General features: G+C 71.1%; 19 protein-coding genes. 2 read left to right on the top strand and 17 right to left on the bottom strand.

The features are described from left to right. Positions 1 to 145 precede the first annotated feature (145 nt). From rocD to ABZ865_RS25355, 8 genes are all read right to left on the bottom strand, one after another. Positions 146 to 1,372 carry an ornithine--oxo-acid transaminase gene (rocD, locus tag ABZ865_RS25390; RefSeq protein WP_361234560.1) on the bottom strand — a complete coding sequence of 409 codons (1,227 nt, stop codon included), beginning with the start codon at positions 1,370 to 1,372 and terminating at the stop codon, positions 146 to 148. After that, a complete protein-coding gene (gene ddaH / locus ABZ865_RS25385; RefSeq protein ID WP_361234557.1) occupies positions 1,369 to 2,181 on the bottom strand; it encodes a dimethylargininase in 813 nt (270 codons plus the stop codon). Before ddaH ends, rocD begins: the two co-directional genes overlap by 4 nt. Positions 2,182 to 2,346: 165 nt before the next feature. Continuing rightward, the gene (locus ABZ865_RS25380; protein WP_361234554.1) at positions 2,347 to 2,832 is read right to left on the bottom strand and encodes an Lrp/AsnC family transcriptional regulator; all 486 of its coding nucleotides are present in this window, start codon (positions 2,830 to 2,832) and stop codon (positions 2,347 to 2,349) included. A gap of 38 nt (positions 2,833 to 2,870) precedes the next feature. Further along, positions 2,871 to 3,038, bottom strand: coding sequence for a hypothetical protein (locus tag ABZ865_RS25375; RefSeq protein ID WP_361234552.1), 168 nt, complete (start codon positions 3,036 to 3,038; stop codon positions 2,871 to 2,873). Between the two features lie 90 nt (positions 3,039 to 3,128). Then, positions 3,129 to 4,079 (bottom strand): cytochrome c oxidase assembly protein, encoded by a 951-nt coding sequence (locus tag ABZ865_RS25370; protein WP_361234549.1) that lies wholly within the window; start codon positions 4,077 to 4,079, stop codon positions 3,129 to 3,131. 103 nt (positions 4,080 to 4,182) lie between these two features. Then, complete coding sequence (locus ABZ865_RS25365; protein WP_361234546.1) at positions 4,183 to 5,208, bottom strand: 6-phosphofructokinase; 1,026 nt, start codon at positions 5,206 to 5,208, stop codon at positions 4,183 to 4,185. A gap of 274 nt (positions 5,209 to 5,482) precedes the next feature. After that, positions 5,483 to 6,211, bottom strand: coding sequence for a glutamine amidotransferase (locus tag ABZ865_RS25360; RefSeq protein ID WP_361234543.1), 729 nt, complete (start codon positions 6,209 to 6,211; stop codon positions 5,483 to 5,485). Between the two features lie 29 nt (positions 6,212 to 6,240). Further along, positions 6,241 to 7,479, bottom strand: coding sequence for a MurT ligase domain-containing protein (locus ABZ865_RS25355; protein WP_361234540.1), 1,239 nt, complete (start codon positions 7,477 to 7,479; stop codon positions 6,241 to 6,243). Positions 7,480 to 7,630: 151 nt separating this feature from the next. Between ABZ865_RS25355 and def the strand changes: the two genes are divergently transcribed. Next, positions 7,631 to 8,185 (top strand): peptide deformylase, encoded by a 555-nt coding sequence (gene def, locus ABZ865_RS25350; RefSeq protein ID WP_361234537.1) that lies wholly within the window; start codon positions 7,631 to 7,633, stop codon positions 8,183 to 8,185. Between the two features lie 10 nt (positions 8,186 to 8,195). Here the strand turns inward: def and ABZ865_RS25345 are convergent, their stop codons facing one another. Then, complete coding sequence (locus ABZ865_RS25345; RefSeq protein WP_361234534.1) at positions 8,196 to 8,840, bottom strand: TetR family transcriptional regulator; 645 nt, start codon at positions 8,838 to 8,840, stop codon at positions 8,196 to 8,198. 204 nt (positions 8,841 to 9,044) lie between these two features. Here ABZ865_RS25345 and ABZ865_RS25340 point away from each other — a divergent pair, with 204 nt between their 5' ends. Further along, the gene (locus ABZ865_RS25340) at positions 9,045 to 10,274 is read left to right on the top strand and encodes an acyl-CoA dehydrogenase family protein (protein ID WP_361234532.1); all 1,230 of its coding nucleotides are present in this window, start codon (positions 9,045 to 9,047) and stop codon (positions 10,272 to 10,274) included. Between the two features lie 55 nt (positions 10,275 to 10,329). Here the strand turns inward: ABZ865_RS25340 and ABZ865_RS25335 are convergent, their stop codons facing one another. From ABZ865_RS25335 to ABZ865_RS25300, 8 genes are all read right to left on the bottom strand, one after another. Then, positions 10,330 to 10,827 (bottom strand): cupin domain-containing protein, encoded by a 498-nt coding sequence (locus ABZ865_RS25335; protein ID WP_361234607.1) that lies wholly within the window; start codon positions 10,825 to 10,827, stop codon positions 10,330 to 10,332. Between the two features lie 115 nt (positions 10,828 to 10,942). Continuing rightward, the gene (locus ABZ865_RS25330; protein WP_361234529.1) at positions 10,943 to 12,157 is read right to left on the bottom strand and encodes a cytochrome P450; all 1,215 of its coding nucleotides are present in this window, start codon (positions 12,155 to 12,157) and stop codon (positions 10,943 to 10,945) included. Continuing rightward, a complete protein-coding gene (locus tag ABZ865_RS25325; RefSeq protein WP_361234526.1) occupies positions 12,154 to 13,218 on the bottom strand; it encodes a type III polyketide synthase in 1,065 nt (354 codons plus the stop codon). The genes ABZ865_RS25330 and ABZ865_RS25325 overlap by 4 nt, the downstream gene beginning before the upstream one ends. A gap of 216 nt (positions 13,219 to 13,434) precedes the next feature. After that, entirely contained in the window at positions 13,435 to 13,668 is a 234-nt protein-coding gene (locus tag ABZ865_RS25320; protein ID WP_201835159.1) for a DUF6213 family protein, read from the bottom strand. An 87-nt stretch (positions 13,669 to 13,755) separates the two neighbouring features. Continuing rightward, positions 13,756 to 15,141 carry an NADP-dependent succinic semialdehyde dehydrogenase gene (locus ABZ865_RS25315; RefSeq protein ID WP_361234522.1) on the bottom strand — a complete coding sequence of 462 codons (1,386 nt, stop codon included), beginning with the start codon at positions 15,139 to 15,141 and terminating at the stop codon, positions 13,756 to 13,758. Positions 15,142 to 15,218: 77 nt separating this feature from the next. Then, the gene (locus ABZ865_RS25310) at positions 15,219 to 15,692 is read right to left on the bottom strand and encodes an NUDIX domain-containing protein (protein ID WP_361234519.1); all 474 of its coding nucleotides are present in this window, start codon (positions 15,690 to 15,692) and stop codon (positions 15,219 to 15,221) included. Continuing rightward, positions 15,689 to 17,227 carry an ATP-dependent DNA ligase gene (locus tag ABZ865_RS25305; protein WP_361234517.1) on the bottom strand — a complete coding sequence of 513 codons (1,539 nt, stop codon included), beginning with the start codon at positions 17,225 to 17,227 and terminating at the stop codon, positions 15,689 to 15,691. Before ABZ865_RS25305 ends, ABZ865_RS25310 begins: the two co-directional genes overlap by 4 nt. 30 nt (positions 17,228 to 17,257) lie before the next feature. Further along, a complete protein-coding gene (locus ABZ865_RS25300) occupies positions 17,258 to 18,187 on the bottom strand; it encodes an NAD(P)/FAD-dependent oxidoreductase (protein WP_361234514.1) in 930 nt (309 codons plus the stop codon). Positions 18,188 to 18,265: the final 78 nt, after the last annotated feature.

Genomic DNA, 18,265 nt, shown 5'->3' with positions numbered 1-18,265 from the left:
GGCACGCACATCTGCGGCGTTGTCGTCGGTCGCCGACGCTCCGCGTCGACTCCCTCCTCCGCCTTGCAGCTGCACGCACCAGACCCCGCTCGGGTGGGCCAGGAGGCTCGGTCGGCCGGAGCCGGCCTGATCCGGAAGAAAGGCCCTAGCCGGCCGCGCCGAGCACCCTCTCCAGCGCGCCCAGCGCCGAGCGCAGCTCGTCGGCGGTGATGGTCAGCGGGGGAGCGAGGCGGATCGTGGAACCGTGGGTGTCCTTGACCAGGATCCCCTCCCGCATCAGCCGCTCGCTGATCTCCCGGCCGGTGCCCAGCGCGGGGTCGATGTCGACGCCCGCCCACAGCCCGCGCGCCCGGAAGCCGGTCACGCCCTTGCCCTGCAGCGCGGCCAGGCCGCCGCGCAGGACGACGCCCAGCTCGGCGGCCCGGCGCTGGAACTCGCCGGTCTCCAGCAGCTCGACCACCGCCGTGCCGACCGCCGCCGCCAGCGGGTTGCCGCCGAACGTGGAGCCGTGCTCGCCCGGGTGCAGCACGCTCATCACCTCGCGCCGGGCGACCACCGCCGACACCGGCACGATGCCGCCGCCGAGCGCCTTGCCGAGCAGCAGCACGTCCGGGACGACGTCCTCGTGCTCGACCGCGAGGGTGCGGCCGGTGCGGCCGAGCCCGGACTGGATCTCGTCCGCGATGAACAGGCAGCCCTTGCGGCGCGTCAGCTCGCGGACGCCGGCCAGATAGCCCTCGTCCGGGATGATCACCCCCGCCTCGCCCTGGATGGGCTCGATCAGCACCGCGGCCGTCGTCGCGTCGACCGCCTCCTCCAGCGCGGCCAGGTCGTTGTACGGCACGATCCGGAAGCCGGGCGTGAAGGGGCCGAACCCGGCGCGGGCCGTCTCGTCCGTGGAGAAGCTGACGATGGTCGTCGTACGGCCGTGGAAGTTGTCCGCCGCGACCACGATCGTGGCCTGGTCGGCCGGAACGCCCTTGACGTCGTACGCCCACTTGCGGGCCAGCTTGATGCCGCTCTCCACCGCCTCGGCGCCGGTGTTCATCGGCAGCACCATGTCCAGGCCGGTCAGCTCCGCGAGCCGCTCGGCGAACTCGGCGAGCCGGTCGTTGTGGAAGGCCCGGGAGGTGAGGGTCAGCCGGTCCAGCTGGCGGTGCGCGGCCTCGATCAGCGCCGGGTGCCGGTGGCCGAAGTTGAGCGCCGAGTAGCCGGCCAGCATGTCCAGGTAGCGGCGCCCCTCGACGTCCTCCACCCAGGTGCCCTCGGCCCGCGCCACCACGACGGGCAGGGGGTGGTAGTTGTGCGCGAGAACCGGCTCCTCCGCCCGGATCAGGTCGTCGGACGTGCGCGAGTGCGCGAGTGCGGTCATGAGCGGATCTCCTGGGTGCAGCACTTGATGCCGCCGCCGGCCTTGTGGAACTCCGAGAGGTCGACGGGGACGGGGTCGTAACCGTGGTCGGCCAGGCGCGCGGCCAGCGCCTCGGCCTGGGGGGCGATGAAGACGTGACGGCCGTCGGACACGGAGTTGAGACCGAACGCCATCGCGTCCTCGCGGGTGGCGAGCACCGCGTCCGGGTACAGGCGTTCGAGCACCTCCCGGCTGCCCGCGGAGAACGCCTCCGGGTAGTAGGCGATGTTGTCGTCGTCCAGGACGAACAGCGCCGTGTCCAGGTGGTAGAAGTACGGGTCCACCAGGGTCAGCCCGATCACCGGGTGGCCGAGGAACTCCTGTGCCTCCTGGTGGGCCTCGCGGGTGGTGCGGAAACCGGTGCCGGCCAGCACGTACCGGCCGGTCCACACCAGGTCGCCCTCGCCCTCGGTCACCGACTCGGGGCGGTACACGTCGTAGCCCGCCGCCTTGAACCAGGTGTCGTAGTGGACGGACTCGGGGCGCCGCTCCGGCGCGCGGAACAGGGAGCCGAAGACCCGGCCGCCGACCACGAACGCGGCGTTCGCGGCGAAGACCATGTCGGGCAGACCCGGAACAGGCTCGACGGAGTCGACGGTGTGCCCGTGGGCACGGTAGGCGCGGATCAGCGCCTGCCACTGCTCCTGGGCCAGATCCACGTCCACGGGGGTGTCGGGATGCATCCAGGGATTGATCGCGTACTGGACGGCGAAGTGTCTGGGTTCGCAGACGAGGAAGCGCCGGGGGCGCGCCACACGACTTTCGGGCACAGAGGGTTTCCTCCGCTTATCGGTGTGTCACTTGGGGTGAGACAACGGTAGAAAGCGATACAGAGGGCCGACAAGGAAGAAAGGCTGCGTGTAGGCGCAGTATCGCTGCGTTCTCACCTGCGAGAACGCACGACACGTGCGCATGCCCGGAGATTTGGGCGAAGATCACTGGGGCGCGGCCTGGGTGGCGCCCGCTTCCGGGCTTTCCGGGAGGAGGTGGGACAGCACCATCACGCTGATCGTCTTCCGAATGAACGGTTCTGCGCGGATCCGCTCCAGCACCTCCTCGAAGTGCTCCACGTCCCGCGCGCGCACGTGCAGCAGCGCGTCGGCGCCCCCGGTCACCGTCATGGCCGCCGTGATCTCCGGATGGTTGCGGACGACCTCCGCCAGGCGCCGGGGCGGGGCCGCACCCTCGCAGTACACCTCGACGTACGCCTCCGTGCGCCAGCCGAGCGCGGAGGGCTTCACGGTCGCCGTGAACCCGGTGATCACCCCGGTCTCCCGGAGCCGGTCCACCCGTCGCTTGACCGCCGTGGCGGACAGCCCGATCACCGCGCCGATCTCGGCGAAACTGGTTCTGGCGTTCGTCATCAGCGCGGTGATGATCTTGCGGTCGAGGTCGTCGAAGGACGCGGCCCTGCTGTTCATGCGGGAACTGTAATCAGCCCCGCTCACGAGACGCGCCGCTACGACTGGGTCACGGCCATGGTGAGCGTCAGCAGCCCCAGGACCACCCATCCGAACCACAGCCAGCCGTTGCTGCCGAGCGCGACCGTGTACGCCGTCACGAGGACGAGCCCGCCGACGGTCAGCGCCCCCATCGCCTTGGTGGAACCGTTCGTGGAACCGGGCATCGCGACACCCTCCTCATGGTCCGTCCCCCCATGGTGCCCCGATCCCGGCGCGAACGGCATACGGCGGACTCAGGATCCGGAGGACAGGCCCTAGCCCTCGCGCGCGTTGAGGGAGGCCAGATAGGCGTTGTACGCCTCCAGCTCCTTGTCGCCGTCCCGGTCTGCGGCCCGGTCCTTGCGCTTGGCCTGCCGCTGCTCGGATCCGTACCACTGGAACAGCAGCGCGATCAGCACCAGCACCGAGGGGACCTCGCTGAACGCCCAGGCGATGCCGCCGGCCGCGTTCTGGTCGGAGAGCGCCTCGATGCCGAGCGAGGCCGACGGGTGCTTGAACGTGTCGACCATCGGCTCCGACGCCATCATCAACGCGATGCCGAAGAACGCGTGGAACGGCATGCCCGCGAACAGCTCCAGCATCCGCATCAGATGACCCGGGCGGTGCGGCCCCGGGTCCACACCGATGATCGGCCAGAAGAACACCACGCCCACCGCGAGGAAGTGCACCATCATCGCGACGTGCCCGGCCCTGGACCCCATCAGGAAGTCGAACAGGGGAGTGAAGTACAGCGCGTAGAGGCTCGCGATGAACATCGGGATGGTGAACACCGGGTGGGTGATGACCCGCATGTACCGGCTGTGCAGCAGCGCCAGCAGCAGCTCCCGCGGCCCCTTGCGGCCCCGGCCGGCCGTCGGCAGCGCCCGCAGCGCCAGCGTGACCGGGGCGCCCAGCAGGATCAGGATCGGCGACAGCATGCTGATCACCATGTGCTGCACCATGTGCACGCTGAACATCACCATGCCGTAGTCGTTCAGCTTGGTGCACATCACCAGCATGATGGTCAGCACACCGACGGCGTACGACACCGTACGGGCCACGGGCCAGCCGTCCCCGCGCCGCCGCAGCCGCACGACACCCCAGCCGTACAGGGCCAACCCGGCCACACAGGCGATGAGGAAGAACGGATCCGCCGACCACTGGAGCCCCCGCCCCAGCGTGAACGGCGGCAGATCCATCATCATGCCGTGCCCGCTGTGATCCATCCGGCGGCTCCTGATTCGTGGGGGTTGTGCAAGTCTGTCCGCCCCAAGAGTAGAACCGCCCCCGGTCACGGCCGTGACCGGGGGCGGGTTGTTCCCGGTGGAACTACAGGACGCACTCCGCCTCGTCGTACCGCTGCGCGGGCACCGTCTTCAGCGTCTCCACGGCCTCGGCCAGCGACACCATCACGATGTCGGTCCCCCGCAGCGCCGTCATCATGCCGAACTCGCCCCGGTGCACGGCCTCCACCGCATGCCAGCCGAAACGGGTCGCCAGCACCCGGTCGTACGCCGTCGGCGTGCCACCCCGCTGCACATGACCCAGGATCACCGGCCGCGCCTCCTTGCCGAGGCGCTGCTCCAGCTCGATCGACAGCTGCCGGGCGATCCCCGCGAAGCGCTCGTGGCCGTAGATGTCCTTGCCGCCCTCGTCGAACTCCATGGAGCCGGGGCGCGGCTTGGCCCCCTCCGCGGCGACCACGATGGCGAACCGCTTGCCCGCCTCGAACCGCGCGCCGACCTTCCGGGTCAACTCCTCGATGTCGAAGGGCCGTTCCGGTACGACGACGGCATGGGCGCCGGCCGCCATGCCCGAGTTCAGCGCGATCCAGCCGGTGTGCCGGCCCATGACCTCCACGATCAGCACGCGCTGGTGGGACTCGGCGGTGGTCTTCAGCCGGTCGAGGGCCTCGGTGGCCACGGTGACGGCCGTGTCGAAGCCGAAGGTGACATCCGTGACAGCGATGTCGTTGTCGATGGTCTTGGGCACGCCCACGATGGGCAGCCCGTTGTCCGACAGCAGCCGGGCCGCCTTCAGCGTGCCCTCACCGCCGATCGGGATGATCGCGTCCAGCCCGAGTTCCGCGACATGGCCCCTGGCCCGCTCCACACCGCCCCGCAGATGCTCCGGACGGACCCGGGAGGAGCCCAGGATGGTGCCGCCGCGGGCCAGGATGCCGCCCACGGCGTCGAGGTCGAGCTTCGTGTAGTCGCACTCCAGGAGGCCTTTCCAGCCGTCCCGGAAGCCGATGACCTCGTCGCCGTGGTCGACGACGGCACGGTGCACGACGGACCGGATGACGGCGTTCAGGCCGGGGCAGTCGCCGCCGGACGTGAGGACACCAATGCGCATAGCCCGAAATACCTTCTCAACGTGGGCCGGGAAACCGGACCACGTCGTCCGGCGGATTCCCGGCCACCCTACCGGCGTGAGGGGGTGGTGCCGTAGCGGGCGTCCGCCTGCTGGACGCGCCCGCACATGTGAGCGGACGGGCCGTCAGGCGGGCCCACTACGACCCTGCCGGAACACGCTGATGCGGTGCTGAAACGGCGCTTAAGCGGACCCCGCGCCACCGCCGTCGACGGGCTCGCTGCGCGGGCTCCTACGCAGGCCGCTGCTGAGTCCGCTACGCGGGCTGCTGCGCGGCGGCGATGCGCTCGTTGCGCAGCGCCTCGTACCAGCGGTCGTCGATCGGCGGCAGCGCGTTGACGTCGAGCGCCAGCTTCAGCAGCAGGTCGGCGATCAGCGGGTTGCGGGCGAGGACCGGCCCGTGCATGTACGTGCCGAAGACGGTCCCGTTGTACGCGCCCTCCGTGCCGTCCCCGGTGCCGTTGCCCTTGCCGATCTTGACCCGGGCGAACGGACGGGCGGTCGGGCCGAGGTGCGTGACGCCCTGGTGGTTCTCGAAGCCGGTCAGCTGGGGCAGGCCGAGCTGCGGGTCGATGTCCGCGAGCACGTCGCCGACGCACCGCTCGCCCTCGCCGCGCACCGAGACCACGTCGAGCAGGCCGAGGCCCGGCTCGCGCTGGCCGAGGTCGTTGATGAACTCGTGGCCGAGGATCTGGTAGCCCGCGCAGACCGAGAAGACGATCGCGCCGTTCTCCACCGCCCGGTGCAGATGACCGTCGCGGCGCAGCCGCTCGGCCGCGAGCCGCTGCGGCCGGTCCTCGCCGCCGCCGATCAGGTAGATGTCACCGGAGGTCGGGATCGGCTGGTCGCTGCGCACGTCCAGCCGGGCAACGTCCAGGCCCCGCTGCCGCGCCCGGCGCTCCACGACGAGCGCGTTGCCCTGGTCGCCGTAGGTGCTCAGCAGGTCCGGGTAGATCCACACCAGCCGCAGTTGGTTGTCGCTCATGAGGTGATCGCCCTTCGAGGATCAGAAGATCAGTTGCCGACGCGGCGGCGCAGGTCCTGGAACGCGGTGTAGTTCGCGATGACCTCGATCCGGCCGGGCGGGCATGCCTGCACGGCCTCGTCGAGGTTCTCGCAGACCTGGAAGTGCTGGTTCGCGACCTCCAGCCGGACGGCGAGGTCCAGCCTGCGGTCACCGATGACGAAGATCGGGTGACCGGTGAGCCGGGTGTAGTCGACGTCCCACAGCCAGGAGGTGTCGGTGCCGTCGGCCCCGCGCGCGTTCACGGACAGGATCACGGGGGCGGGCGGCGGGTCGATCAGGGAGAACGTCTCCAGCCAGCCGGCCGGGTTCTTGGCCAGCAGCAGCCGCAGGTCGCGGTTCTGGAACTGGACGACGTCGTACCGCCCGGCCACGGCCTGCACCTGGTACATCCGCTCCAGGGCGACCTGCGGGGGCACCCCGAAGACGGCGGCGACGGCGGCGGAGCTGGCCGCGTTCGCCTTGTTGGCGCGGCCCGGCAGCTGGAGGTGGATCGGCCAGGCGGACCCGTGCGGATCCAGCACGTGATCCCCGGACAGCGCCCAGCTCGGCGTCGGCCGGCGGAAGCCGCACTCGCCGCAGAACCAGTCGTCGCCGGGGCGCTGCATCACGCCACCGCAGGACGGGCAGGACCAGGCGTCGTCCTTCCACATCTGCCCGGCCGCGACCCAGACCACGTTCGGGGAGGAGGAGGCGGCCCACACGACCAGCGGGTCGTCGCAGTTGGCGACGACGACGGCCTTGGACCCGGCCAGGCCCTCGCGCCAGTTCTCCGCGAGCATGCGGGTCTCGGCGGCGCGGTCCAGCTGGTCACGGGAGAGGTTCAGCAGCGCGATGCACTTCGGGCTGGTGTCCCGCGCCACACCGGCCAGGTACTTCTCGTCGACCTCGATGACGCCGTACTTGGCGTCCGAGCCACCCGCGAGCGCGGAGGTGATACCGGCCGGCATGTTGGCGCCGAGCGCGTTCGACACGACCGGGCCCGCGGCGCGCAGCGCCTCGGCGATCAGCCGGGTGGTGGTGGTCTTGCCGTTGGTCGCCGACACCAGGACGACGTCCAGGTTCTGGGCGAGCCGGGCGAGGAGGTCGGGGTCGAGCTTCAGCGCGACCCGGCCACCGATCACCGATCCGCTGCCGCGTCCCGCGGCGCGCGATGCCGCAGCGACCGCCTTGCCCGCGGTCACGGCCAGCTTGGCCCGCGGCGTGAGCGGGTCCGAGTTGCCTGCCATCAGTTCTCGATCCTCCTTGCGTACGCGCCGCGCCTGGGGCCATCCGGCAACGTGGTGTGGACCTCAGCCTATCGAGATCCATTCGCACACCCGAATCCCGGCCCACGCCTCGCGGCGGGCATGAGCTCGAACGAACCGTACCCTTGCCGCCATGCGACACGGCTCGATCCCGGGCGCCCATGGGCGCGTCCGGCCCCTTTCCCTGCACGGCGCCCCGGCGCTTCACACCCCTTGCGCCGACGTGACCGAGTTTGGCCCCGAACTCTCGCGGCTGGTGGAGGACTTGTTCGCGACGATGTACGCGGCCCAGGGCGTGGGCCTGGCCGCGAACCAGATCGGTGTGCCTTTGCGGGTGTTCGTGTACGACTGTCCGGATGATGACGATGTGCGGCGCCTCGGACATGTCGTGAACCCGCGGCTGGTGGAGGCGGACGGTGTGGTGATCCGGGGCCCGGAGGGCTGCCTGTCCCTGCCGGGCCTGGAAGCGGGTACGGAACGCTACGACCACGCCGTGGTCGAGGGCTTCACGATGACGGGCGAGCCGGTCACTGTGCACGGCACGGGGTTCTTCGCCAGGTGCCTGCAACACGAGTGCGACCACCTGGAGGGCACGGTGTACGCCGACCACGTGACGGGCTGGCGCCGCCGCAGACTGAGGAGACAGATCTCCCGATCTTCGTGGCGCCAGACGGGTGGACCGAGCTAGGAGTCGTCGGTCAGAACCCCGGACCCCCGACGCGGTCCCCCGCCGCGGCGAGCCGACCCCACAGCAGATCCGCGAGGGAGCGCACCAACTCGGCCCGGGTGCACGGCCGCTCCCCGAGCCACCAGTCCCCGGCCGCGTGCATCATCCCGACGATGCCGTGTCCCCACACACGGGCCAGCTGCTGACTCCCGGGCCCGAGATCCACACGCTCCTCGATGACCTGCGCCAGCTCCTCGCCCATCCGCCGGAGCAGCGGGGCGCTGTGCTTCCCGACGTCGAAGCCCTGGTCGCCGCCCTGGCTTCCCTCCGCCGGATGCATGAGGAAGCGGTACACCTGAGGACGGGCCTCGATCGCCGCAAGGTAGGTGTCCAGGGTGGACTCCACCCGCTCCCGCCGCTCCGCCGGAGCGTCCAGCGCCGCCCGCAGCGAGTCGAGGAGCGCGTCCGTGTGCCGCTTGGCCAATGCCGCGTAAAGGCCGCCCTTGTCGCCGAAGTGCCGGTAGAGGATCGGCTTCGTGATGCCCGCCTCCGCCGCGATCGCGTTCATCGACGCCTGTGGGCCGTCGCGCAGCACCACCCGGTCGGCGGCCTCCAGCAGCTCGCGCCGTCGGCGGTCGGCGGACCGCTGCTGATCGGTCCGCTGCGTGGTGTCCATGTGCTCTCCCCACCCGTGCTGATTCGGTGACGCCTGCGCAAACTAACACTGACACTGCCCGTGACATCGAACGGGATGCCGAGGCGTCCTCAGGAGTTGACATTTCTTACTGGCGAGTAACACACTCGGGTTACCGCTAGTAACACCGCAAGCAACCGCAAGCACGCTGCAAGCAGCACCGCACGTGCCGCCGCTGGAGGGGACATGGCCGAGTTCACCATGGAGCTCAACGACGAACAGAAGGAGGTCCGGGACTGGCTGCACGGCTTCGCCGCCGACGTCATCCGCCCCGCGGCCGCCGAATGGGACGAGCGTGAGGAGACTCCCTGGCCGGTCATCCAGGAGGCCGCGAAGGTCGGCATCTACTCCCTCGACTTCTACGCGCAGCAGTACTTCGACCCCACCGGCCTCGGCATCCCGATGGCCATGGAGGAGCTGTTCTGGGGCGACGCGGGCATCGCCCTGTCCATTGTGGGCACCGGCCTCGCCGCCGTGGGCGTTCTCGCCAACGGCACCGAGGAGCAGATCGGCACCTGGATCCCGCAGATGTACGGCGACCAGAACGACGTCAAGGTCGCGGCCTTCTGCTCCTCCGAGCCCGACGCCGGCTCCGACGTCGCCTCCATGCGCACGCGTGCCGTGTACGACGAGGCCAAGGACGAGTGGGTGATCAACGGCACGAAGACCTGGGCCACCAACGGTGGCATCGCTAACGTCCACGTCGTCGTCGCCAGCGTCGACCCCGAGCTGGGCTCCAAGGGCCACGCCTCCTTCATCGTCCCGGCGGGGACCCCGGGGCTCGCCCAGGGCCAGAAGTTCAAGAAGCACGGCATCCGCGCCTCGCACACCGCCGAGGTCGTCCTCGACAACGTCCGCGTCCCCGGCTCCTGCCTGCTCGGCGGCAAGGAGAAGCTCGACGAGCGGCTCGCCCGCGCCCGGGAGAGGGCCAAGGCATCCGGCGGGGAGCGGGTGAAGAACGCGGCGATGGCCACGTTCGAGGCGTCCCGCCCGGCGGTCGGCGCGATGGCCGTCGGTACGGCTCGGGCCGCGTACGAGGTCGCCCTGGACTACGCCATGACCCGTGAGCAGTTCGGTCGGCCGATCATCGACAACCAGGGTGTGGCGTTCCAGCTGGCGGACATGCGGACGCAGATCGACGCCGCGCGGCTGCTGGTGTGGCGGGCCTCGTGGATGGCCGTCAACGGCAAGCCGTTCACCGCGGCCGAGGGGTCGATGTCGAAGCTGTTCGCGAGTGAGACGGCGAAGAAGGTCACCGCCCAGGCCATACAGATCCTCGGTGGCAACGGGTACACGCGGGAGTATCCGGTCGAGCGGATGCACCGGGACGCGGCCATTTATACGATCTTCGAGGGTACGAGCGAGATCCAGCGGCTCGTCATCGCGCGGACCCTGACCGGGATGCCGATCCGGTAGCGCCGTGAGGGGCGCGGGCGAGTGAACTCGCCGGCGCCCCGTCAGGACGCCACGCTCACCTGTGTTTCAGCGGCGTGAGTTGCTCGATGTCGTACTTGGCGCGCAGCGCCTCTATCGCCTCCTGGTCGGGTGGGCCCCCGTCGCCCAGGATCTCCAGCAGCTCCTCGAAGTAGAGCTCGTGGTCCGGCGGGGGAGACGCCTGGAAGAACATCTTCGCGGGGGTCTCCGTCGGGTTTGCGAACGCGTGGGGGCAGCCCGGGGGTACGACGATGACCGTGCCCGGAGTCGCCCGGACCACCCTGCTGCCCGAACTCGACTCCCACTTCTGCCAGTTGTCGGGGGTGCGGATGCGGGGCTCGAAGGCGAGTACGTCCAGTTCGCCCTCCAGGATGTAGAACAGCTCCTCGCTGCGCGTGTGCAGGTGGGCGCCCACATCGAAGCCGGGCGGGACCTCCACCTCGAAGGTGGAGGCCATCCGGGAGTGGGTGCCGGTGACCTTGAACGTGACCCGCTGCGCGGGCGTCTGGACCACGCGGCCGTGCCCCGGCGGCACCACTAGCCCTTCGGGCGTCGCCGCCTCCAGGGACGGTGCGTCGGGCTGGGCCGGTGCCACGCGGGCCGCGGGTCCATCGGGTACCGCGAGCCCTTCCGTCGTCGTCATGGGCAGCTCACCACATCACGGGCAGGGCCTCGGGCCCGCGGATCAACGCGCCCTTGGTGAAGGGCACTTGGTGGGGCGGGACGGCCGGCCGCAGACCGGGCACCTGGTCCAGCAGCGCGTCGACCAGCAGCTCCGTCTCCATCCGGGCGAGCGGGCCGCCCGGACAGGAGTGCGGGCCGAAGCCGAACGACGCATGGGGTTCGGGTCCCCGGGAGAAGTCGATGGTATCCGGATCGGGGAAGACGTCCGGGTCGCGGTTGGCGGCCAGGTAGGAGACGCAGACCGGGTCGCCGGCGCGGATCAGCCGACCCCCGATCTCCACGTCCTTCATCGCGATCCGGGCCAGGCCGACGGCGTCGCGGTGCGGGATGTACCGCAGGAGTTCGTCGATGGCCCGGGGCCGGATCTCCGGTTCCGCACGCAGCCGTTCGGCCAGGTCGGGGCGGGTCAGCAGCAGGTGGAACAGCTGCCCGCTCTGGTGGGTGACCGCCTCGCCGCCGATCTGGAGGAGGACGGCGAGGCCGACGGCCTCCTCCAGGGTGACCTCGCCCCGGCCCAGCGCGGCACCGAGCAGCGAGGTGACGTCCTCGGCCGTGCTGCCCTCGCGCAGCCCGATGAGGTCGGCGAAGTAGGCGTCCATCTCGCGCCGGGCCTTGTCGCTGTCCTCCCGGCCGTGCGCGCGGGACAGGATCTGCTGGGTCCAGGTGTGCAGGGCGTGCCGGTCGGCGGCCGGGACGCCCATCAGCTCGCAGATCACCGCGATGGGGAAGGGGCCGAGGACCGTCGTCGTGAGGTCGGCGGGCGGGCCGTCCTGGAGGAGTTCGTCCACCAGCTCGTCGAGCATGTCGCGCGCCCTGTCCCGGATCCGTTCCACCCCCTGCGTGGTGAACGCGGGGGCGACCGCGCCGCGCAGCCGGGTGTGTTCGGGCGGGTCGAGGGAGCCGACCGTGCCCCGGTCCGGTACGAAGTGCGGCGCGAGCCGGGTGACCGGGTGGTCGAGGACCGCTTCGCGGCTGAAGCGGGGGTCGCCGGCCACCATCCGTACGTCCTCGTACCGGGTGACCAGCCAGGCCCAGCCCTCGCCGCCCGGCAGCTCGACGCGGGTGACCGGGCCCTCGCGCATCAGCTCGGTCAGCACCGGGCCGAGGTCCGGCCCGGTGGGGCCGTCCGCCGGCCAGGGCCGGATCGGGGGCGGTTTCTCCGTGAGGGTCTCTTCGCTCATCGTTTCGCCTCGCCGTTCTTCGACCAGCGGCCCACGGTCATCTCGGCGGTGATGCCGGGACCGAAGCCGGCCAGCAGCCCGCGCGCCCGGTGCTCGGCACCGCCCTCGTCGAAGAGCCGGCGCAGCGCGTCCAGGACGACGGCGCTCGCGATGTTGCCGTACTCGGTGAGCGTGGCCCGGCTGAACCGGAAGGCCTCGGGCTCGACCTGCAGGAACTTGCTGAGGTCGTCGAGTATTCGGGGGCCGCCCGCGTGGATGATGTAGAAGTCCAGGTCGGAGGCGTCCCAGCCGTGCGTGCCCGCGAGTTCCTTGAGCGCCGGGGCGAGCGGCTCCATCGTGGTCGGCACCCGCTTGTCCAGCAGGAAGTGGAAGCCGGTGTCCCGGACGTCGTACGCGATCCAGTCCTCGGTCTTGGGGATCAGGTACGAGCCGTTGCGCTCCAGGTGTACGCCCGTGCCGCCCCGCCCGCGCACCACGGCCGCCGCGACGCCGTCACCGAACAGGCCGTTGGACAGCAGCGATCCGACGCCGAGGTCGGTCGGCTGGTAGCACAGCGAGCAGAACTCGCAGGCCACGATGAGCGCGTTGGCGTCCGGGTACGCCGAACAGAAGTCGTGCGCCCGGTTGATGGCCGCACCGCCGGCCGCGCAGCCCAGCTGGGCGATGGGGAGCTGCCGGGTGGTGCTCGGGAAGTCCATCTCGTTGATCAGCCACGCGGTGAGCGACGGCATCATGAAGCCCGTGCACGACACGTAGATGATGACATCGATGTCAGAGGACAGGAGTTCGGCGTCGTCCAGCGCCTGCTGGATGACCGCGGGGACGCGGGCCTTGGCCTCCGCCTCGTAGAGCTTGTTGCGCTGTTCGAACCCCGGGTGCTTCAGGGTCTCCTCGATCGGCTGCACGATGTGCCGGGTGCGTACTCCGGTGTTCTCGATGAGCCGGAGAGCCAGCGGGAGCTGCGGGTGGTCCGCGTGACGGGAGCGTGCCAGCTCCAGCGTCTCCTCCATCGTGATGACATGCTCCGGTACGGACACCGAGGGTCTGCACAAAGTAGCCATGAGCCGTCCCTGCTTTCGCCGTCCGGCAGGCCTTCCGCCTACCGGTCAGAAGGTGGTCCATTCAGGCTCACCCGAGAGAGCGACGATCTCGCGCGGGATTACTCCGAACCGGGGATGACGGACGGTGACCAACCCGCCGTGCGCCCCCTGTTCCCGCAGGCCAACGGCCACTTGGCACGCCCCGACGAACCCGCACCCGACGGCATGGCCTACCCCCTACGGCGCCCCGCTGCTGTGCGCGATGCACGCCACATCGATGCGATCCGCCAACTTGGCCAGCTCGATGGTCAGCGCGGCGACCGTGTCCTCGTCCAGCCGCTGCTCCCCGTCCTCGACGAGGTGCAGCCACCGAGCCCCCACGGTCCGCAGCAACTTGCTCACATCGGCGGCAGCCACCTGCAGGGCCCCACGGTCGTCCACGATCAGAGGCAGAGTCACTTCGCGGTTCACAGACCGGATGCTAGGGCCTGTCCGGCGGATCCTGTCGCCGACGCGACCTGATCCGCCGGACGGGGCCCGCGCCTGGCCGCGCGGCGCTCACGCGCCCTGCCACACCGTCGTGATGTTGCAGAACTCCCGGATGCCGTGCTCGGACAGCTCACGGCCGTAGCCCGACCGCTTCACCCCGCCGAAGGGGAAGGCCGGATGAGAGGCGGTCATGCCGTTGACGTACACCGCCCCGGCCTCCAGGTCGTGCGCGAACCGCTCCACCTCGTCCTCGTCCCGCGTCCACACGTTCGAGCTCAGCCCGAACGGCGAGTCGTTGGCGATCAGAATGGCCTCGTCCAGGTCGTCGACCCGGTACAGCGTGGCGACCGGCCCGAACGCCTCCTCGCGGTGGATGCGCATCTCCCGGGTGATGCCCGCGAGCACCGTCGGCGGGTAGTACCAGCCCGGCCCCTCCAGGGCCGCACCGCCGCACAGCACCTCGGCCCCGCTCCGCTTCGCGTCGTCGACCAGTTCCTCCACATCGGCCCGGCCCTGCTCGCTGGAGAGCGGTCCGATCTCGGTGTCGTCCTCCAGCGGGTCGCCGATCTTCAGCGCCTTCATGCCCGCGACGAACTTCTCGGCGAAGGCGTCGTACACGTCGGTGTGCACGATGAACCGTTTCGCGGCGATGCAGGACTGGCCGTTGTTCTGCACCCGCGCCGTCACGGCCACCTGCGCCGCCCGGTCGAGGTCGGCGGAGGGCATGACGATGTACGGGTCGCTGCCGCCCAGCTCCAGCACCGTCTTCTTGACCATCTCACCGGCGGTGGAGGCGACCGCGCGCCCGGCCGGCTCGCTGCCGGTGAGCGTCGCGGCCCGCACCCGCTCGTCGCGCAGGATGCCGTCGACCGCGCCCGCTCCGATCAGCAGGGTCTGGAAGGCACCCTCCGGGAACCCCGCCCGGTGGAACAGATCCTCCAGGTACAGGGCGGTCTGGGGGACGTTCGAGGCGTGCTTGAGCAGGCCGACGTTGCCCGCCATCAGCGCGGGCGCGGCGAAGCGGACCACCTGCCAGAGCGGGAAGTTCCAGGGCATCACCGCGAGCACCGGGCCGAGCGGGCGGTAGCGGACCCGGACCCGGGAGGCCCCGGAGTCCTGTACGTCCGACTCGTCCGGTTCCTCGATGGCCAGCAGTCGCTCGGCACGCTCCGCGTACCAGCGCATGGCCTTGGCGCACTTCGCGGCCTCCGCGCGGGCCTGCTTGACCGGCTTGCCCATCTCGGTGGTCATGACCCGCGCGATCTCCTGCTGGTCCTGGTCCAGCAGGTCGGCGGCCTTGTTCAGGAGGCGGGCACGCTCGGCGAACGTGGTCGTCCGGTACGTGCGGAACGTGGCCTCGGCGAGCTGGAGCCGGCGCTCCAGCTCCTCTTCGCCCATGGGCTCGTACGTCTTGAGCGTCTCGCCGTTCGCCGGATTCACCGTCGCGATGGGCATGGCTGCCTCCCCTGGAAACGGGCTGTGTTTCGACCTTCGCGCGCGGCACGGCCGATTGCAACGTGTGTGTCCCCTGTTCAGCCCGTATGCTCCGCCAGTCGGTCGAGAAACGCGGCCTGCGCGGTGACGATCAGCTCGCGCGCCCGGTCCACGCCGAACCACGCCACCCGGTCCAGCTCGGGAAACTCCCGCGTCCGCCCGGAGCGCGGGGGCCACTCCATGGTGAACGTGCCGGGCGTGATCGTCTCCGGGTCCAGGTCGGCCTCGATCGCCCAGGCGGTGACGATCTTGCCGTTCTTCTGCGCGACCTCGCCCAGCGGTACGGCCTCCCCGTCGGGCGGCGCCAGCCCCAGCTCCTCCTGGAACTCCCGCCGGGCCGCCTCCCAGGCGGGCTCGTCCGGCTCGTACTCGCCCTTGACCACCGTCCACGCACCGGCGTCCTTCTTCGCGAAGAACGGGCCGCCCATGTGGCCGAGCAGTACTTCCAGGCCATCGTCGGTGTGCCGGAACAGCAGGAGTCCCGCGCTGCGCTTCGTCGCACGCACCGTCACGGTGTGACCTCCGGGTGGGCCGCCAGCAGGGCCTCCACGGTATCGGCCTCCTCGGGGCTCTTGTCCTCGCGGTAGCGGACCACGCGGGCGAAGCGGAGGGTGACGCCGGCCGGGTAGCGGGAGGAGCGCTGCAGGCCGTCGTAGGCGATCTCGACGACGAGTTCGGGGCGTACGGTGACCACCCAGCCGTCGTCCTCGACCGCCAGCTCCCGCAGCCTCTCGGTCTGCCAGGCGAGCATCGCGTCGGTCATGCCCTTGAACGTCTTGCCGAGCATGACGAAGCCGCCGTCCGCGGTGCGGGCGCCGAGGTGGAGGTTGGAGAGCTTGCCGGTGCGCCGGCCGTGGCCCCGCTCGGCGGCCAGCACGACCAGGTCGAGGGTGTGCACGGGCTTGACCTTCAGCCAGGACGCGCCGCGCCGGCCCGCGCTGTAGGGGGCGTCCAGCGCCTTGACGACCACGCCCTCGTGGCCCCGGGCGAGCGTCTGGGCGAGGAACTGTTCCGCCTCGGGGATGTGCTGGGGCCCGGACGCCACGGTGCGGCGGACCCGCATCGGCCCCGGCACCAGATCGGCCAGCAGCGCGTGCCGCTCGCAGAACGGCAGGTCGAGCAGGTCCTGGGCGCCGACCAGGAGCGCGTCGAAGAAGACAGGGGTGACCGGCACCTCCCGGGCGGCCCGCGACACGTCGGTGCGGGAGCCGACCCGGCCCGCCGTCTCCTGGAAGGAGCGGGGCCTGCCGTACGCGTCGAAGGAGATCACCTCGCCGTCGAGGACGAACCGCTCGCACGCCAACCCCAGCGCGGCGCGGGTCACTTCGGGCAGCCGGTCGGTGATGTCGTCCAGGGTGCGGGTGTGGATCCGCACCAGGCTGCCCGACCGGTGGACCTGCACACGGATGCCGTCCAGCTTCTCCTCGACCGCGCACGCGCCCAGTTTCTCCACCGCCTCGCCGACCGAGGAGGCGCTCTGCGCCAGCATCGGCAGCACGGGACGGCCTACGGTGAGCCGGAACCGCTCCAGCGCCCCGGGCCCCTCGGCCAGCAGCGCCCGGGCCACCGTCTGCAGCGAACCGGCGAGCATCACCGCCCGCCGCACGTCCGCCGGGACCGCGCCGGTCGCCTGGGCCAGGCCCTCCACCGCGACCGCGTCCAGGGCGCCCTGCCGGACCTCGCCGGTGAGCAGGCCCCGCAGAAAGCGCTGCTCGCCCTCGGTAGCCGCGCCCATCAGCTCGCCCACGATCCGGGCCCGCTCGGCCTGGGAGCCCGGCCCGGCCACCCTGCCCAGTTCGCTGAGCCGGGCGTCCACCTCCCGCACGGTCAGGGAGGGCTCGGCGGCCGGCGGGACCGGGCGGCTCAGCACCTTCCAGCCGACGCCGAGCCGCCCCTGGGGCAGCCGTCCCGCGAGATACGGGATGACGATCGGCACGTCGTCCGCCTCCGCGTCCCGGAACAGCTCCGCGAGCAGGGCGGTCTTGCGGGACCGGGCCGCCGTCGCGGCGACCTCCCGGGACACGTCCGCGAGCCGGGTCAGCAGCATGCAGCCATCGTGCACCGGGCACGGGGCCCTTTACACCCGCACGGCCGCGTCCAGATCGGCGAAGAGCAGTTCTCCGTTGATCGCCGCTCCGGCCCGGTAGCCGCGGCCGGCCGCGTTCACCACCTGCTCGGCGAAGCCGCTCGCGTTGCCCGCGGCCCACAGGCCCGGCACGGTCGTCAGGCCCCGCTCGTCGATCACCGGGTAGCTGCCGAAGGGCGTCTCGCGCATCTCGGCGCCCAGCCGGACCAGCAGCTCGTTCTGCGGCACGGCACGCGGGGCGACGTACAGCACCTCTCGGTCGTGGACCGTGCGGTCCGCCAGCCGGATTCCGGTGAGCCGGTCCTCGGCGACCACCAGCTCGGCGACCTCGCCAGGTACGACGGCGACCCCGGCGACGGCCAGCCTGCGCAGGTCCTCGTCGGTCAGCTCCGACTCCGACACCTGGTGCAGGAAGAGCCGCACGTCCTTCGACCACTGGGTGACCATCAGGGCCTGGTGCACGCTCAGCGGGCTGGTCGCGAGCACGCCGGTGGGCCGGTCGCGGACCTCCCAGCCGTGGCAGTACGGGCAGTGCACCACGTCGCGGCCGAACCGTCCGGCCAGGCCCGGGACCGGGGGCAGCTCGTCCTTCAGGCCCGTGGCGACGACCAGCTGCCGGGCCCGTACCGTCCGGCCGCTCGCGAGCACCACGGTGAAGTCCTCGTCCCGGGCCGCCTCCACGACCCGGTCGCGCACCAGCTCCACGCCGTACCGGGCGATCTCCTCGCGCCCGACGGCCAGGAACTCGGCGGGCGACATCCCGTCCCGGGACAGGTAGCCCTGCATGTGCGCGGACGGCGCGTTGCGCGGCTCGCCCGCGTCGACGACCAGCGTGCGGCGCCGGGCCCGGCCCAGCACCAGCGCGGCGGACAGCCCGGCCGCACCGCCCCCGACGACGACCACTTCGACGTTCTCGGTCATGGTGACCACCTCCGCGCCCGACGGTCGCCGAGGGCCCCTCGCGTTGACAAACGGCTTTGCCGATTCTGCAATACGAGC

This window comes from Streptomyces sp. NPDC047085 (assembly GCF_040643735.1).
Classification (GTDB): domain Bacteria; phylum Actinomycetota; class Actinomycetes; order Streptomycetales; family Streptomycetaceae; genus Streptomyces.
The sequence above is the reverse complement of the archived record's forward strand: the minus strand, read 5'-3'. Positions and strand labels throughout refer to the sequence as shown.

Bases quoted from the DNA above. Each gene is read 5' to 3' on its own strand.
- rocD (WP_361234560.1), bottom strand. From the start codon at position 1,372: ATGACCGCACTCGCGCACTCGCGCACGTCCGACGACCTGATCCGGGCG.
- ABZ865_RS25380 (WP_361234554.1), bottom strand. From the start codon at position 2,832: ATGAACAGCAGGGCCGCGTCCTTCGACGACCTCGACCGCAAGATCATC.
- ABZ865_RS25375 (WP_361234552.1), bottom strand. From the start codon at position 3,038: ATGCCCGGTTCCACGAACGGTTCCACCAAGGCGATGGGGGCGCTGACC.
- ABZ865_RS25370 (WP_361234549.1), bottom strand. From the start codon at position 4,079: ATGGATCACAGCGGGCACGGCATGATGATGGATCTGCCGCCGTTCACG.
- ABZ865_RS25365 (WP_361234546.1), bottom strand. From the start codon at position 5,208: ATGCGCATTGGTGTCCTCACGTCCGGCGGCGACTGCCCCGGCCTGAAC.
- ABZ865_RS25360 (WP_361234543.1), bottom strand. From the start codon at position 6,211: ATGAGCGACAACCAACTGCGGCTGGTGTGGATCTACCCGGACCTGCTG.
- ABZ865_RS25355 (WP_361234540.1), bottom strand. From the start codon at position 7,479: ATGGCAGGCAACTCGGACCCGCTCACGCCGCGGGCCAAGCTGGCCGTG.
- def (WP_361234537.1), top strand. From the start codon at position 7,631: ATGCGACACGGCTCGATCCCGGGCGCCCATGGGCGCGTCCGGCCCCTT.
- ABZ865_RS25345 (WP_361234534.1), bottom strand. From the start codon at position 8,840: ATGGACACCACGCAGCGGACCGATCAGCAGCGGTCCGCCGACCGCCGA.
- ABZ865_RS25340 (WP_361234532.1), top strand. From the start codon at position 9,045: ATGGCCGAGTTCACCATGGAGCTCAACGACGAACAGAAGGAGGTCCGG.
- ABZ865_RS25330 (WP_361234529.1), bottom strand. From the start codon at position 12,157: ATGAGCGAAGAGACCCTCACGGAGAAACCGCCCCCGATCCGGCCCTGG.
- ABZ865_RS25325 (WP_361234526.1), bottom strand. From the start codon at position 13,218: ATGGCTACTTTGTGCAGACCCTCGGTGTCCGTACCGGAGCATGTCATC.
- ABZ865_RS25315 (WP_361234522.1), bottom strand. From the start codon at position 15,141: ATGCCCATCGCGACGGTGAATCCGGCGAACGGCGAGACGCTCAAGACG.
- ABZ865_RS25305 (WP_361234517.1), bottom strand. From the start codon at position 17,227: ATGCTGCTGACCCGGCTCGCGGACGTGTCCCGGGAGGTCGCCGCGACG.
- ABZ865_RS25300 (WP_361234514.1), bottom strand. From the start codon at position 18,187: ATGACCGAGAACGTCGAAGTGGTCGTCGTCGGGGGCGGTGCGGCCGGG.